We start from the raw sequence: 15637 nt of genomic DNA on the forward strand, positions 1-15637 counted from the left end.
CCGAGGGTGATCGGGCGATTCCCGGGACAGCGCGACATCGCGCCGCCTACCTTCGGCCCATGCGGGACAGCCAACGAAAGCGCCGGTGGCGGACGGCTCTCTGCGCCACCCTGATCGGCCTGGTCCCGGCTCAGGTGGCACTGCCGGCCGAGCCGGCGCAGGCCTTCGCTCCCGACCTGTCCTTCGTGCCCAGCCCGATCCCGCTCGGCGTGCAGACCCACCGGAGCATCACCGAGCACGCGGTGACCCAGGCCCTCGGCTCCTATTTCGGGGTGGCCGAGCCGACCCCGCGGATGCGGGCCGCGATCGAGGAGATCGTCGCCGCGGACAAGGCGGTCGACGACGACCAGGTCTCCTCGGACAAGCACTTCGACGGGGAGAACTTCGACGGGGGTCAGAGGTTCGTGCTGGCCAACCGGGCAGCGCTGCTGGCCGCCCTGACCGCGGGCGACGGCGCGGCAGCCCGCGGCCGTCTCGGTACGGCGCTGCACCCGATCCAGGACTTCTACGCCCACTCCAACTGGGTGGAGCTGGGCAACCGGGGTCCCGACCCGGACCTCGGCGTCCCCGGCCGGGTGATCGGGCCGGTCGCCGGCATTCTGGAGAACACCTGCACGCTGGGCGGCATCCTGATCACCACCAAGCTGACCAGCGGGTACTACGGCGGTGAGGACCGCGTCCCGCTCGTGCTGGCGAGCAAGTGCCGGCACGGCGGGCCGCTCGACTCCGGGCCCGGCAGTGGCGGCATCAGCAAGGACTTCCCGGTCTCGATCCTGTCGCCGCACCCGGGGCTGCACCAGGTCGCCGCGCAGGTCGCCGAGCAGGCGACCCGCAAGTTCCTCGACGAGATCCGGGCCGCCGTCCCGGCCTGGCAGTCGCAGCTCCTGCTCGGCGCCGACCTGACGTTCGGCCCGGCCGGCGCGAGCAGGAGCACGCGTCCCGCCTAACCGCGGGCCATCAGGTCGGCCACCTCCGCGTCGGAGAGCCCGGCGATGTCCGCCTCGACCGCCGCCTCGACCGCCGCGGCCAGGGCGGCGACCGTCCGCGCCTCGAACAGGCAGCGCAGCGGGAGCCGGACGGCGAAGGCCTGCTGCAGGCGGGCCAGCACCCGGGTGGCCAGCAGCGAATGCCCGCCGACGGCGAAGAAGTCGTCGTCGATGCCGACCGTCTCGCAGCGCAGCACCTCGCCCCAGATGTCCGCGACGATCCGCTCGGCGGGGTTGCGGGGTGGGCGTTTCGGCCCGGCGCCGAGCGGCTCCGGGACGGGCAGCGCCTTGCGGTCCACCTTCTTGCTGGCGGTCAGCGGCAGGGCCGGCAGCATCGTCCACCACGCCGGGACCATGTTCTCCGGCAGCAGCGCCTGCAGGTGCGCGCGCAGCTCGTCGGCGGACGGCTCGGCGCCCGGCCGGCCGACCACGTACGCGGCCAGGCTCTTGTCGCCGGGGACCAGCTCGACGACCGTCACGGCCGCGGCCTGCACCCCGGGATGCCGGGCCAGGGCCGCCTCGATCTCCCCGAGCTCCATCCGCAGCCCGCGGATCTTGACCTGCTGGTCGATCCGGCCGAGGAACTCCACCGTGCCGTCGGCGCGCAGGCGGACCAGGTCGCCGGTGCGGTACAGCCGGGCCCCCGGCTCGCCGGACAGCGGGTCGGGCACGAACTGGGCCGCGGTCAGCCCGGGCCGGCCGCGATAGCCGCGGGCCAGCCGGATGCCGCCCAGGCACAGCTCGCCCGGCACCCCGACCGGCAACGGCCGCAGATCCCGGTCGAGCACGTAGGCGCGGGTGCCGTCCACCGGCCGGCCGATCGGCAGGGCCGCCGACGGATGCTCGCCGGGGAGCGCCCCCCGGACCGGGTGCAGCAGGCAGGTCACGGTCGCCTCGGTCGGCCCGTAGTTGCACAGGAACCGGCCGGGCAGCCCGGTCTCGTGCCAGCGCCGGGCGTCGGCGACCGTGACGACGTCACTGCCCACGTTCATGAGCTTGAGCCCGCGCAGCTCGCCGACGTCGTACTCCAGCACCTCGCGGTAGTACGCCGGGGTGATCTCCATGATGGTGATGCCGTACCGGGCGATCTTGCCGGGCAGCTCGGCCGGCGGCCAGAAGACCGGGTCGCTGACCACGATCGTCGCACCGGCCAGCAGCGTCGCCGCGATCTGGTCCATGGCCACGTCGAAGGTGAGCGCGGAGAGCAGGACCACCCGGTCGCGCGGCGTGATGTCGTACGCCTCGGCGATCACCCGGCAGTGGTGGGCGTACGCCTGATGGTCGATCATCACGGCCTTGGGGCGGCCGGTCGACCCCGAGGTGTAGATCAGGTACGCCAGGTTGCCGGGGCCCGCGACCGGCCGCGGGTTCGTCTCGCTGCGGTCGGCGAAGTGTGTCACCACCTCGTAGGTGTCCGCGGTGAACCGGGCGGCGAGCTCCGCGGTGGTGACGACGATCCGGGCGTCCGCGTCGGCGATCGTGGTCGCCAGGCGGTCGGCCGGGTGGCCCGGGTCCAGCGGCGCGTACACACCACCCGACTTGAGCACCCCGAGCAGCGCGATCACCGCCTCGAGGCCGCGCTCCAGGCAGACCGCCACCGCGGTCTCCGGGGTCACCCCGCGGCCCCGCAGATACCGGGCGAAGGCGTTGGCCCGCTCGTTGAGCTGCGCGTAGGTCAGGGTCTCGGCGCCGTGCACGGCCGCGATCGCGTACGGGGTGCGTGCGACCTGCTCCTCGAAGAGCTGGGGCACGCAGCGGGGTTCCCGCGGGGCCGGCGCACCCTGCCGCAGCAGCCGCCGATCCTGCTCGCCGAGCAGGTCCACCTCGCTGAGCCGGACGTCCGGATCGGCCACGACACCGGCCAGCAGCCGCAGGTAGTGGCCGGCCAGCCGGTCGACGGTGGCGGCGTCGAACAGCTCGGTGGCGTACTCGAAGACGCAGCGCAGCCGGTCGCCGGCCCGCTGCTGGACGGTCAGCGTGAGGTCGAACTTGGCCACCGCGGCACCCGCCCGCAGCGCCTCGATCGCCGCGCCGCCCAGGGTCGCCGGGAAACGGTCGAGGTGCTGCACGTCGAACATGATCTGGAAGAGCGGGTTGCGCGACAGGTCCCGGTCCGGCTGCAGGGTGTCGACCAGCTGCTCGAACGGCACGTCCTGGTGGGCGTACGCGTCCAGGGCCGTCGCCCGGACCTGCGCCAGCAGCGCGGTGAACCGGGGATCGCCGCTCAGGTCGGCCCGCAGCACCAGGGTGTTGGTGAGGAAGCCGACCAGATCCTCGGTCTCCGGCCGGGTGCGCCCGGCCACCGGCGAGCCCACCGCGATGTCGGTGCTTGCGGTGTAGCGCGCGAGCAGCGCCTGGAACGCCGCGAGCAGCAGCATGAACGGGGTGGCGTCGCGGGCGCCGGCCAGCTCGACCAGCTTGCGGGCCAGGTCGTCGGGTACGTCGACGCGCAGGATCGCCCCGCTCGGGTCACGCTGCGCGCCCCGCGGCCGGTCGGTGATCAGCTCCACCGGGGTGAGCCCGGTGAGCCGTTCCCGCCAGTGTTCCAGCTGCCCGGCGGTGTCGCCGGCGTGGTCGTGCTGCCACGCGGCGAGGTCCGCGTACTGGATCGGCGGGGCCGGCGGCAGCTGCCCGGTGCAGGCGGCCTCCAGGTCGCGCAGGAAGATGCCCATCGACCAGGCGTCGAAGGCGATGTGGTGCAGCAGGACGAGCAGCAGGTGGTCCTCGTGACCGACCCGGATCAGGGTGACCCGCAGCGGCTGCTCGCGGGTCAGGTCGAAGGGGCGGGCGGCGGCGCGTTCGATCAGATCGAGGCCGGTGCTCTCGGCGTCCGGGCGGCCGGACAGGTCGACCTCCTCGAAGGCGATCGGGCCGGGCTCGTCGATCACCTGCACCGGCTCGCCGTCGCGCTCGGCGTAGCGGGTCCGCAGCACCTCGTGGCGGGCGGTGACGTCGTGCAGCGCCCGGCGCAGCCGCGGGGCGTCGAGCGGGCCCCGCACCCGCAGCGCCAGCGGGATCAGATACTCCGCGGAGTCCGGGGTGAGCCGGTCGAGGAACCAGAGCCGCTGCTGGCCGGGGGAGAGCGGCAGCGGCCGGTCGCGCGGCACCGGCCGGATCGCCCGCGGGTCGTCGGCGGTGTCCCCGGCGTCCGGGGCAGCGGTCTCGTCGAGCCACGCGGCCAGGGCCTCGACGGTCGGGCGGGCCAGGAAGTCACCCACCGACAGGGCGACGCCCAGCGCCCGCCGCACCCGCAGCACCAGCCGGATCGCCACCATCGAGTGCCCGCCGAGCGCGAAGAAGTTGTCGGTGACCCCGACCGTCTCGACGCCCAGCACCTCGGCCGTCATCCGGGTCAGCTCGTGCTCGAGCGGGGTCCGCGGCGCGCGCCCGGCCGGGGTGGCCGGGTCCGTCGCGGCCGGATCCGGCAGTGCCGCCCGGTCGACCTTGCCGTTGGCGGTCAGCGGCAGCGCGCCGAGCGCGACGAACCCGGCCGGCACCATCGCGGCCGGCAGCCGGTCCCCGAGGCGGTCGCGCAGGTCGGCCGGTACAGCCGGCACCACGTACGCGGTGAGCAGCGTCTCGCCCGCTTCCGTCCGCCGGGCGATCACCGTGGCCGCCTCGACCTCGGGGTGCTCCTCGATCGCGGCGCGCACCTCATCCGGCTCCACCCGTACCCCGTTGACCTTCACCTGGTCGTCGGTGCGGCCGAGGAACTCCAGGGCGCCGTCCGCCCGCCAACGCACCAGGTCACCGGTGTGGTACCAGCGCGCGCCCGGGATGCCCGCGTACGGGTCCGGGCTGAACCGCTCGGCGGTCAGCCCGGGCCGGCCGCGGTAGCCGCGGGCCAGGCCGGTGCCGCCCAGACGCAGCTCGCCGGGGACCCCGATGCCGACGAGTCCGCCGTCGCGGTCCACCACGTACCCCCGGGTGTTGGGTAGCGGCGATCCGATCGGGACCGTCGGCGTGCGGTCGGCGGGCGACCAGGTCCAGGCGGTGGCGTCGATCGAGCACTCGGTCGGCCCGTACGTGTTGACCACCTCGACCGGCAGGATCCCGGTCAGCCGCCGGCAGAGCTCGGCCGGCAACGCCTCCCCGGCGGAGCAGATCACCCGCAGCGAAGTGCATTCGGCCAGGCGCGCGTCGGCGACCAGCAGACGCAGCACCGACGGCACGACCTGCAGCATCGTCGCGCCGCCGCGGATCACCGCGTCGATCATGACGGCGGGGTCCCGGTGGCCCTCCGGTGGGGCCATCACCACCGAGCCGCCCGACACCAGCGGGGCCAGGATCTCCCACACGGCGGCGTCGAAGCCGATCGTGGTCTTGTGCAGCAGCCGGTCGGCGTCGGTCATCCGGTACCGCTCGACCGACCAGAGGACCCGGTTGCGGATACCGGCGTGGGTGACCACGACGCCCTTGGGTCGCCCGGTCGACCCGGAGGTGTAGACCAGGTAGGCCGCCTGGTCGCCGGCGATCGCGGGCAGTTCCGGCTCGGGCGCGGCCGGGCGTGCGCCGTCCATCCGGAGCACCGGGAGGCCGGCCGGCAGGCGCTCCTCGACGGCCCGGGAGGTGAGGATCAGCGCGGCGCCCGAATCGGCGATCATGTATGCCAGCCGGTCGGCCGGATACTCCGGTGACAGCGGCACGTAGACGCCGCCGGCCAGCAGCACGGCGAGGACGGCGGTGGCGAGGTCGCCGGTGCGCTCCAGGGCGACACCGACCGGGACCTCGGCGGTCACTCCGCGCCGGCGCAGGTCGCCGGCGAGCGCGCGGGCCCGGCCCGCCAGCTCGGCGTAGGTGAGCTCGCCGGCGTCGCCGCGCACGGCCACCGCGTCGGGGGTCGCCGCGGCCCGGCGCAGGAACAGCTCCGGCAGGGACTCGGTCGGCCGCTCCAGCGCGGTGCTGTTCCACACGGCGAACCGGTGCAGCTCGTCGTCGGGCACGATCGGCAGGACGCCGACCGGCCGGGTGTCCCGCTCGGCGATCCCGGCCAGCAGCCGCAGGTAGGCCGCCGCGATCTGCTCGGCGCGGGTCCGGCTGAACAGGCTGGTCGCGTAGACGAGCTGGCCGGTCAGCGACCCGTCGGGGTTCTCGGCCAGGTGCAGCGACAGGTCGAACGGCGATCCCACCCAGATCGGCGGGCAGGTCTCGACGGCCAGCCCGGCCAGCGCGAACGACTGCCGGCGGCGCCCGGCCAGCTGGAACGCCGCCTGGAACAGCGGGTTGCGGGCGGGGTCGCGGGCCGGCGCGACGGCGGCCACCACCCGGTCGAACGGCACGTGCTGGTGACCGAACGCGCCGAGGGTCTCCCGGCGGACCCGCTCCACGAGCCCGGGGAAATCGTCGGCCGGGTCGATCGTCGTGCGCATCACCACGGTGTTGGCGAACATGCCGATCACGTTCGCCTGCTCGGCGCCGGTGCGGGTGTTGACCGAGACGCCGACCGCGATGTCGCCGCGGCCGCTGAGCCGGGCCAGCAGCAGCTGGTACGCCGCCAGGTGCACCATGAACGGCGTGGCCCGGCAGGTGCTGCCGATCCGGCGCAACCCCTGCGCCACACCGGCGGGCACGGTCACCTCGACGCTGTCGCCGCCGGGCTCCCAGATGGCCGGCCGGGCCCGGTCGGTGGGCAGCTCCAGCGGTGGCAGCCCGGCCAGCCGCTCCCGCCAGTAGTCGAGGCCGGCAAGCTCGTGGCCGTCCCCGCCCGGGGCCACCTCGTGGTACTGCCGGGGGACCGAAGGCAGAACCGGCTCCTCGCCGCACCGGCCGGCGGCGTACAGCACGGAGAGTTCCTCGGCGAACCGGATCCAGGACAGGCCGTCGAACGCGATGTGGTGCACGGTGATCAGCAGGACCGTGTCCCGGTCGCCGAGCCGGACCAGTCCCGCCCGCCACGGGGCCTGCCGGCGCAGGTCGATCGGGTCGCGCAGCTCGGCGACCCGGATCTCGTGCAGCCGGCGGTCCCGCTCGGCGGCGGTCAGGCCGCTGAGGTCGGTGACCGACAGCTCGACGTCGGCGACCGGCCCGGGCACCTGCACGACCCGGTCCCCGACCGTCTCGTAGCGGGAACGCAGCACGTCGTGGCGGGCCGCGACGCCGGTCAGCGCGCCGGCCAGCGCCGCCTCGTCCAGCGGCCCGCGCAACCGCAGCGCGGCCGAGAGCAGCTGGTCGATCGCGGCGCCCGGGCGCAGCTGGTCGAGGAACCAGATCTGCTGCTGGGGATACGACAGGGGATGGTGGACCAGGGTGTCCGGAGTGGTCGTCACGCCTGGCCTCCGGAGCGCTCGTCGTAGGCCTCGGTCATCGCCACCGCGATGCGGCGTGCCCCGGTGTAGGGCTCCCGGGCGTGTGCGGCCAGCATGTTGTCGACCACCAGCACGTCGTCCCGCTGCCAGTCGAAGCGGCGCAGCGCCCGCCGATAGCAGTCCCGCAGGTGGGCCACCACGTCGTCGGGAATCGGCGCGCCGTCGCCGTAGTAGGTGTTGGTCGGCAGATCCGCCTCGTCCAGCATCTCGCGCAGCGCCTCGCTGATGTCCGGGGCCAGCGTGGTGACGTGGAAGAAGGTCAGATGGTTGAACCAGACCGCCTCCCCGGTCACCGGGTGCCGGTGGACCGCCTCGCGCCGGGCCCGGGTCCGCAGACCGGTACCGCCCGTCCACTCCGGCACCATGCCGTTGGCCGCGCAGTAGGCCTCGACGGCGGCGCGGTCCTCGGTGCCGAACGCCTGCCGCCAGGGCACGCCGTAGTCGTCGCTGAAGTTGCGGACCACCATCCAGCCCCGGGCGGTGAACTCCTCGCGGACCGCCGGGTCGATCAACCGCAGCACCGTCCGGGTGTCGGCGAGCGGCGTCGCCCCGCGGGTCGCCGGCGGCTGCGCGCAGTAGAAGAACAGCGTCAGCGGCCACCGGGCCTGGTACGAGTTCTCGTTGTGCAGGAAGATCTCCTCCTCCGGCGGATAGTCCGTGGAGGTGTACACCTGCCCCTTGATCGTGCTGCGCGGGGACGATCGTTCGGTGTAGGCCAGGGGTTCCCCGCCGATCGCGCGCACGACGCGGTCGAAGCCGTCGACGCCGTCGACGGAAAAGCCGCGCAACAGCACGGCGCCGTGGGTGAGCAGCCGGCGGCGGATGGCCGGCGTGTCCAGGGCATCGGGACAGGCGGCCGGCGGGATGTGCGCCGCCGGCGACATGACGTAGGGCAAGGCCAGGTCAGATCCCGCTGCGGCATCCGTGACCGGCACGACTGGGGTCCACATCGGCCCAGCATCGCGGCGGGTGCCCGGCGTCCGGCAGAGAACGACCGGCGGGGTACGCCCGCGCACGTGGGTGCCGCTTCTTCTCTGGGCACGGCGGCGATCCCGGGTAAAACCTGGGTGACATCTACGCATGTCGCTGACCGGTGACTCTGGCAGGGTCGTGGACATGACCGAGCCGGTGACCGACGACGTGATGGCTGCCCTCGCCGCGTGCCTGCGTGGCCTGGTCACCCCCGCCCGTGACCTGCTGGCCGGGCAGGTGCGCGAGGTGCCCGCCGCCGAAGCGGGCGCGCTGGCCGACGGGTTCGCCGCCGAGCTCGGCACCCGCCTGGCTAGGCAGGCCGGCAGCACGGTCGCGGCCGAGTTCGACCGGGCCGGCGCCGGTGGCCCGCAGCGGCTCGCCGCCCTGCTGGCCCGCCTGGCCGACGGTCCCGACGACCTGCTGGCCCGCCACCCGCGGCTGGCCGGGCGTCTGCACGGCACCGTCGGCACGGCCGTGCGGACCAGGGTGGAGCTGCTGCACCGGTACGCCGCCGACCGGGCCGACCTGGTCCGGGTGCTGCTCGGTGGGGTGGACCCGGGGCCGCTGACCGAGGTCCGCGCGGGGCTGGGCGACCCGCATCAGGGCGGCCGGACGGTCGCGCGGCTGACCTTCGCCGACGGGCGGCACGTCATCTACAAGCCGCGCGGGGTGGACGCGTACGTGCTGCTGACCGAACTGACCGCCTGGCTCGACGGTGCGCTGCCCGGTCTCGGCCTGCGCACCGCGGCGACGGTGACCCGGGCCGGCTACGGCTACGCCGAATTCATCGAGCACCTGCCGCTGGACAGCCTGGCGGCCGCGGAGCGGTTCTATCGCCGGGCCGGCGCCCTGCTGGCCCTGCTGCACGCGGTGCGGGCCGTCGATCTGCACCACGAGAACCTGATCGCCTGCGGCGAGCATCCGGTGCTGATCGACGCCGAGGCGCTGTTCCACCCGGACTCCGCGCCCGCGGCGGTGGGTGCCGACCCGGCGCGGCGGATGCTGGCCGCGTCGGTCTACCGCACCGGGCTGCTGCCGATGATCACGGTCGGTCCGGCCGGCGTCGTCGACTGTTCCGGGCTGTCCGGTCGCCTGGGCACGCACTCCACCGACGGCCCGGACTGGGAGCTGGCCGACGGCCGGCTGCGACCCCGCCCGGCCGAGGCCGCCGGGCACAACCTGCCCCGGCTCCACGGACGGGAGCTGGACCCGGGCCACTACGACACGGCGCTGCGCGCCGGGCTGCGCGCCGGCTACGACGCCATCAGCGCCGGGCGGGAGAGCTTCCGGCGGCTTCTCGACAAGGCCGCCGATCTGCCGGTCCGCGTGGTGTTCCGGCCGACCGCCGTGTACGCGGCGCTGCTGGACCGGGCCACCGATCCGGAGCTGCTGGCCGACGAGCCCGGACCGCTGGTGCCGCACGAGCTGGCCGACCTGCGCCGCGGCGACATCCCGGTCTTCACCGCCGTGCCCGGGCGCCGCGACGTATGGTCCTCGACCGGCGCGCCGCTGCCCGGCCTGCTGCCCGGCACCGGGCTCGACGCCGCCGCCACCGTGCTCGCCGGCATGAACACCGCCGACCGCCGGGACCAGGAATGGATCGTCTCGGCGACGCTGGCCACCCGGCAGCCGGTCGACGGGCATCGCGCCGCCGGCTTCCTGGCCGGCCCGGCCGCCGGCTCCGAGGCCGGCCCCGACCGGCTGCTCACCGCCGCGTGCGGGCTCGCCGACCAGATCCTCGCCCGGGGCATCGCCGACGGCGACCGGGTGAACTGGCTGGGCCTGGAGATCGTCGACGGCGCCCGCTGGATGGTCCTGCCGATGGGCGCCGGTCTGGCCACCGGCTACCTCGGCGTGGCCCTCTTTCTGGCCCAGCTCGCCGGCCTCACCGGGGTCAGCCGCTACCGGGACACCGCCCGGCGCGCGGCCGGCGCCGCCGGTCCGCTGCTGCGGGCCCTCGCCGGACGACCCGATCTGGCCGTCCACGTCGGCGCCGGTGGCTACGACGGCTTCGGCGGCATCTGTTACGGCCTGACCCGGCTCGCCGCGCTGCTCGACGAGCCGGCACTGGCCGACGACGTTCCCTACGGGGTCGCGGCCGCCACCGCGGCGGTCGCCGCGCCCTGCCCGCCCGGACTGGCCGGCGGGATCGCCGGGTGCCTGGCCGCGATGCGCACGGTCCACCGCGAACTCGGTCTGGCCGCCGCGGACGAGCTCGCCAGGACCTGCGCCGACCGGCTCGCCACCCTCCCGCGGCCGACCGGCGACGCGCTCGCCGACGGCCGGGCCGGCATCGCCTGGGCCCGCGGCGACGACACCGCGGCGGCCGCCCTGCCGCTGCCGGAAACCGGCGACGACCACGGTTGGTGCACCGGGACCGCGGGCATCGTGGCTATCCGGGGGATCCGCGCGGGCGACGACCCGGCCGCGGTCGCCCAGCGGTTCACCCGGCGGCCGGTGCTGCGCGATCTCAGCCTCTGCCACGGCGAACTGGGCGTCACCGAGGCGCTCGTCGTACTGGCGGCGGCCGAGTCCGACCGGTTCGTCCAGCGCGTGTTGCGCTGGCGGGCCGGCCTGGTGCTCGACGCGCTGGAACGGCACGGACCCGGCTGCGGCGCGCCCGACGGCGTCGCCACACCCGGGTTGCTCAACGGACTGGCCGGGATCGGCTACGGGCTGCTCCGCCTGGGGTTCTCCGCACAGGTGCCCTCGGTGTTGCTGCTCGAGCCGGGCCGGACCGGCAAGTGGACAGGATGACCGCCGCGCGCCCGCGCGACGGATCGACGAGGAGGAGCACCATGCGAGACGACCGGCAGGCCACCGAGACCACCGAGACCGACGCACGATCCACTCTGCTCGACCTGGTGGCCCGAGTGCCTTTCGGGGTGCAGGCCGCGGTCCTGGCCGGCGTTCTGGTGGCCGGCGTGGGCGTGGCCGACACCGGCCGGACCGAGGCGCGGGCCGCCGAGGTGGTCACCGCGTTCGGGATCGCCAGCACCACCTGCTGCCCCCCGCCGGACCCCCGCTGAGTCGGTTTCACGTCCCTGGACAGTGTCTGCGCGGGATGGGAATAATCACTCCTCGTGAAACGATCGTCGCGTGACGCAGTCGTCGGCCGCCGTACTCCGGACCTGGCCGGACGCGACGAGGAACTGCACACCGTGCAGCAGACGCTGTCCAGGGCCCGCGCCGGGCACGGCGGCAGCATGTTCGTCGTCGGCGCGGGCGGCATCGGCAAGTCCCGCCTCGCGGCGGCCGCCGCCGACATGGCCTTCGCCGCCGACATGTGCCTGCTCCGTGGGCGCGGCAGCATGGTCGGGCTGACCGTTCCGTTCCGGTCACTCACCGAGGCGCTGCTGTCCCTGGTGCACAGCGGCGACCCGGTCGACGTCACCGAGCTCGGCCCCTACCGCAGCGCCCTGGGCCGGCTCATCCCCGACTGGGCCGACGGCCCGGCCGCCTCGGGCGGTGTCCCGCTGATGGTGCTCGCCGAGGCGGTCCTGCGGCTCACCGCGCTCGCCGGCCGGGACCGGGGCTGCCTGATCGTCCTCGACGACCTGCAGGACGCCGACGCCGAAACCCTCGCCGTCGTCGAATACCTCACCGACAACCTCGACCACCAGGCCACCGTGCTGCTCTGCACCGTGCGCAGCGAACCCTGCCCGGCCCTCGACCTGGCGCTCGCCGCCGAACAGCGCGGCAGCGCCGTCATCGAGACACTGGGCCCGCTCGACGCCGGGGGCGTGCGCGGCCTGGCCGCGTCCCGGCTGGGCTGTTCCCCGGGCGACCTGCCGCAGCCGTTGATCGACCGGCTCACCGAGAACAGCACCGGAACCCCGCTGTTCGTCGAGGAACTGCTGGACGCCGCCGTCGACAGTGGGCAGCTGGTTCGCGAGGGCGACACCTGGCGGCTGACCGAGACGATCCGGCCCGCCGTGCCGGACACGCTGGTGCGCACCATCGCCCGCCGGGTCGAGCAACTCGACCCGGCGGCGCGCGGCCTGCTCTCCATCGGCGCGGTGCTCGGCAAGCGTTTCCCGCTCGGCCTGGTCCGCGCCGTCTCCGGCCTCGACGACCGGACGCTGCTCAACCATCTGCACGGCGAGGTCGCCAGCCAGCTGCTGGTCCCCGACGAGCAGACCCCCGGGTGGTACGCCTTCCGGCATCCGCTGCACGGCGAAGCGCTGCTGCGGACCCTCACCCCCGGCCACCGCGTCGACCTGGCCCGGCGCGCCGCCGCCGCGGTCGAGCAGGCCTACCCCGGCCTGCCGGGCGAGTGGTGCCTGGTCTCCGCCTCGCTGCGCCTGCGCGCCCAGGAACCGGGCGCCGCCGCCCGCTGCTACCTCGAAGCCGGCCGCCGGGCGGCGGCCCAGGGCGCCGCCTCCTCGGCGGTGCGGCTGCTCGACCGGGCCCGTGAACTGCTCGACGACCATCCGGACCGGACCGTGCAGGCCGAGGTCATCGAGGCACTGGTCCCGGCGCTGGCCGAGGCGGGGGAGATGGAGCGCGCGCTCGGGATGGCCGACCGTTTCGACGAGCTGCCCGACAGCCGCGACCGACGCCGCCGCGCCGACCTGCACACCCGGCTCGCCTGGGCGGCCAACGTCGCCGGCCGCGTCGACGACGGCCTGCGCCAGGTGTCGCTCGCCCGCGCCGCGCTCGGCCCGGGCGCGCCGGACGAGGACACCGTCCCGATCGACGTGGTCGAGGCCCACGTCCTCGTCGACCGGCCCGGCGCGGAGAACCTCGCCCGCGCCGAGGCGATGACCCGGCACGCGGCCGCGGTGGCCGAGGCCCGGCCGCTGCCGGTGGTCGCCTGCCAGGCGTGGCAGCTGCTCGGCGCGCTGACCCGGGCCCGCGACCCGGCCGAGGCGACCGCGTGCCTGGAACGCTCCCGGGCCCTGGCGGTCCGCCACGACCTGCCGATCTGGGAGATCCACGCACTGGTCCGGCTGGGCCACGACGAGGCGCTCCGCGACGGCAGCACCGCAACCCTGGAGAAGACCCGGCAGGCCGCGCTGGCCTGCGGCGCCGTCACCGCCGGGTACCATGCCGAGACCAACCTCGCCCTGCACACCGTGCTGCGCGGCGACTTCCCGGCCGCGAGCAGCCTGATCGACCGGTCGCTGGGCGACACGATGCGCCTCAAGATGTTCGAGACCACCCAGCTGCTGCTGCTCGCCCGCGCCATCCTCGGCGCCCACCAGGGTCGGCGCCGGGAGATGAACGACGCGATCGCCGAGTTCCGGCGCTGGGGCGGTGACCCGGAGGTGCACGCGCCGCGCGTGTACGGGCTGGCCCGCGTCTTCTGCGCGCTGCTCGAAGAGGACCGGGAGCGCGCGGTCGGGGAGCTCGCCCGCAGCCGGGCCGGCGGCGAGGGCAACGTCAGCGGCCACTTCGGTGGTGCGCACGGCATCGGCCCGCTGCTCGCGGCGCTCTCCGGGCCCGGCCGGCCACAGCCCCGCGGCGTCGTCCCATCGGCCGCCGGTGCGCTCCGCTGGAACAGGCAGTTCGCCCTGCTCGCCGGTGCGGTGACCGAGGGCCGGGCCCGCCGGGCGCGGGAGGCGGCGGCCGGGGTCGACGAGGCCCTCATCGCGGCCGAGCCCTACGAGATGGCCCGGCACCTGTGCCTGCGGCTGGCCGGGGAGGCCGCGCTCGACGGGGGCTGGGGCGACCCGGTGCCGTGGTTGCGGACCGCCGAGGAGTACTTCCACCGGCTCGACGTGGTCCCGGTCGCCAGCGCCTGCCGGTCGCTGCTGCGCCGCGCCGGGGCAGCGGTCAACCAGCGTCGCAGCGGAACCGACGAGGTGCCCCGGGAACTGCGCGAGCTCGGCGTCACCGTCCGGGAGTACGAGGTGCTCCGGCTGCTCGTCGAACGCCTCGGCAACCGGGCGCTCGCCGGCCGGCTGCACCTGTCGCCGCGCACCGTCGAGAAACATGTCGCGAGCCTGATCACCAAGACCGGCCGGGCCAACCGGGTGGAGCTGGCGGACTGGGCCGCACAGATCGTCGGCGGCGCTGCCGGTTCTTCTCTGCCGCCGCCGTGACACAGCGGGCAAGCTCCGATTAGCCGGATCGCCCGGCACCGTAGGAGACAGGGACGGCGGCCATGAACGACGAGCAGACGGACGAGCGCACCTACCGGGTGGTCGTCAACGACGAGGAGCAGTACTCCATCTGGTTGGCCGACCGGGACCTGCCGCCGGGCTGGTCCGCCGAGGGCACGACCGGTGACCGGGCCACGTGCCTCGCCCACATCGACCGCGTCTGGACCGACATGCGGCCGCTGAGCCTGCGTCGCCTGATGGCCGGTGCCTGAGCACCTGTCGCCCGCCGTCGCGATCGGGACGGTCCCGCAACCCGGCGGGTAAGCCGCGGCGGCGTCACCGGGTCCTTGGTTTCATCGATAGGTGTCAGCGCGTGCGGGCCGGGTAAGTCGAAGGGAATGCGACACCCAGCCGCGCACGGAGAGGATCACGCGCCCGGGGGTACCCGGCGCGTCGTCCGGCTGCTCCTGCTGCTCGGCGTCGCCGTCGCGGCGTATCTCGTGCTGACCCTCTTCGATCATGCGGCGCGTGCCGATACCGGGGTGGGGGACCGGCCGTCGGGCTCCCTCGGCGCGCCGGCCGCGGTCGACCCGCTCACGACCGTGGCCGGTGGCGTCACCAGAGCCGTCGCCCACGCACCGGTGCCCGGGGCCGAGGTTCACCGGCCCACGATCGCGGCGCCGCGTCGCACGGTCGCGGCGCCGCGCATCCGCGCCGCAGCCCCGGTCGTCGCCGCCGTTCACGCCTCGGCCGGTGCGACGGTCCGTCGGGTGCGAGCCGCCACGAAGCCGGTGCATCACCTCGTGTCCGAGACCGGCCGGGCCGTGCTCCCCGACACGATGGTCCCGGCCCGGACGGCCGCGGTTCGACAGGCGCTGCCCCAGCTGGACGAGCCTGTTTCACCGGCCGGCCCGGCGGGGCCGGCCGCGTCGCCCGGGCCGGGCATGCCGCGGTCCAGCTCCTTCTCGGTGCGCCGGACGCCGATCCTGACCACGCCCGGCGCCGGCGCCCCGGCGCCTCGCCGCGCGTCCCCGTACGCTCCAGCGCCGAGCGCCCCGGTACCGGCTTCGCCCGGTCAGCCGGGCGAGCACTCGGCCTCCACCGGGCAGATCCGTGACGCCGGTGGCGGCAACGCGCCCGCGATGGCCATCGTCTGTTCATCGTGGTGGCCCGACGTCCCGGCCACCACGCCGCACCGGGGCACCCCTCTGCCCGCTCGCGGACGCACCGTCCGCCACCTGGGGCCTCCCCGCTGACCAGCCTCCCCGCAGGGATCCGGAAACCGGCCGGCATCCGGCCGTACCGAAGCTCTTCGACCCCGGCTGGG

At 75.1% G+C, this 15637-nt stretch carries 8 protein-coding genes; 6 read left to right on the forward strand and 2 right to left on the reverse strand.

The annotated features are described in order from the left end of the window. The first annotated feature begins 59 nt into the window (after positions 1 to 59). Complete coding sequence (locus tag ACSP50_RS20000) at positions 60 to 947, forward strand: protein G7c (RefSeq protein WP_014691076.1); 888 nt, start codon at positions 60 to 62, stop codon at positions 945 to 947. Here the strand turns inward: ACSP50_RS20000 and ACSP50_RS20005 are convergent. Both ACSP50_RS20005 and ACSP50_RS20010 read right to left on the reverse strand, forming a co-directional pair. Further along, on the reverse strand, positions 944 to 7252 hold the full coding sequence (locus tag ACSP50_RS20005) for a non-ribosomal peptide synthetase (RefSeq protein ID WP_014691077.1): 6309 nt from the start codon (positions 7250 to 7252) through the stop codon (positions 944 to 946). The genes ACSP50_RS20000 and ACSP50_RS20005 overlap by 4 nt on opposite strands. Further along, on the reverse strand, positions 7249 to 8241 hold the full coding sequence (locus ACSP50_RS20010; RefSeq protein ID WP_014691078.1) for a TauD/TfdA family dioxygenase: 993 nt from the start codon (positions 8239 to 8241) through the stop codon (positions 7249 to 7251). The genes ACSP50_RS20005 and ACSP50_RS20010 overlap by 4 nt, the downstream gene beginning before the upstream one ends. A 166-nt stretch (positions 8242 to 8407) precedes the next feature. Between ACSP50_RS20010 and ACSP50_RS20015 the strand changes: the two genes are divergently transcribed. From ACSP50_RS20015 to ACSP50_RS20035, 5 genes are all read left to right on the forward strand, one after another. Beyond that, positions 8408 to 11020: a type 2 lanthipeptide synthetase LanM family protein gene (locus tag ACSP50_RS20015; RefSeq protein ID WP_014691079.1), complete on the forward strand. Its 2613-nt coding sequence runs from the start codon at positions 8408 to 8410 to the stop codon at positions 11018 to 11020. 41 nt (positions 11021 to 11061) lie between these two features. Next, entirely contained in the window at positions 11062 to 11292 is a 231-nt protein-coding gene (locus ACSP50_RS20020; RefSeq protein ID WP_014691080.1) for a hypothetical protein, read from the forward strand. Positions 11293 to 11346: 54 nt separating this feature from the next. Further along, a complete protein-coding gene (locus tag ACSP50_RS20025) occupies positions 11347 to 14310 on the forward strand; it encodes an AAA family ATPase (RefSeq protein WP_085945582.1) in 2964 nt (987 codons plus the stop codon). 62 nt (positions 14311 to 14372) lie between these two features. Then, the gene (locus tag ACSP50_RS20030) at positions 14373 to 14582 is read left to right on the forward strand and encodes an MbtH family protein (RefSeq protein WP_014691082.1); all 210 of its coding nucleotides are present in this window, start codon (positions 14373 to 14375) and stop codon (positions 14580 to 14582) included. Between the two features lie 126 nt (positions 14583 to 14708). After that, positions 14709 to 15566, forward strand: a complete 858-nt coding sequence (locus ACSP50_RS20035; RefSeq protein ID WP_014691083.1) for a hypothetical protein — start codon at positions 14709 to 14711, stop codon at positions 15564 to 15566. Positions 15567 to 15637: the final 71 nt, after the last annotated feature.

The organism is Actinoplanes sp. SE50/110 (assembly GCF_900119315.1).
In the GTDB taxonomy this organism is placed as follows: domain Bacteria; phylum Actinomycetota; class Actinomycetes; order Mycobacteriales; family Micromonosporaceae; genus Actinoplanes.

What these genes read in the sequence shown, in the direction of transcription:
- ACSP50_RS20030 (WP_014691082.1), top strand. Translation starts at nt 14,373, where the DNA reads ATGAACGACGAGCAGACGGACGAGCGCACCTACCGGGTGGTCGTCAAC.
- ACSP50_RS20035 (WP_014691083.1), top strand. Translation starts at nt 14,709, where the DNA reads ATGCGACACCCAGCCGCGCACGGAGAGGATCACGCGCCCGGGGGTACC.
- ACSP50_RS20010 (WP_014691078.1), bottom strand. Translation starts at nt 8,241, where the DNA reads ATGTGGACCCCAGTCGTGCCGGTCACGGATGCCGCAGCGGGATCTGAC.
- ACSP50_RS20015 (WP_014691079.1), top strand. Translation starts at nt 8,408, where the DNA reads ATGACCGAGCCGGTGACCGACGACGTGATGGCTGCCCTCGCCGCGTGC.
- ACSP50_RS20020 (WP_014691080.1), top strand. Translation starts at nt 11,062, where the DNA reads ATGCGAGACGACCGGCAGGCCACCGAGACCACCGAGACCGACGCACGA.
- ACSP50_RS20000 (WP_014691076.1), top strand. Translation starts at nt 60, where the DNA reads ATGCGGGACAGCCAACGAAAGCGCCGGTGGCGGACGGCTCTCTGCGCC.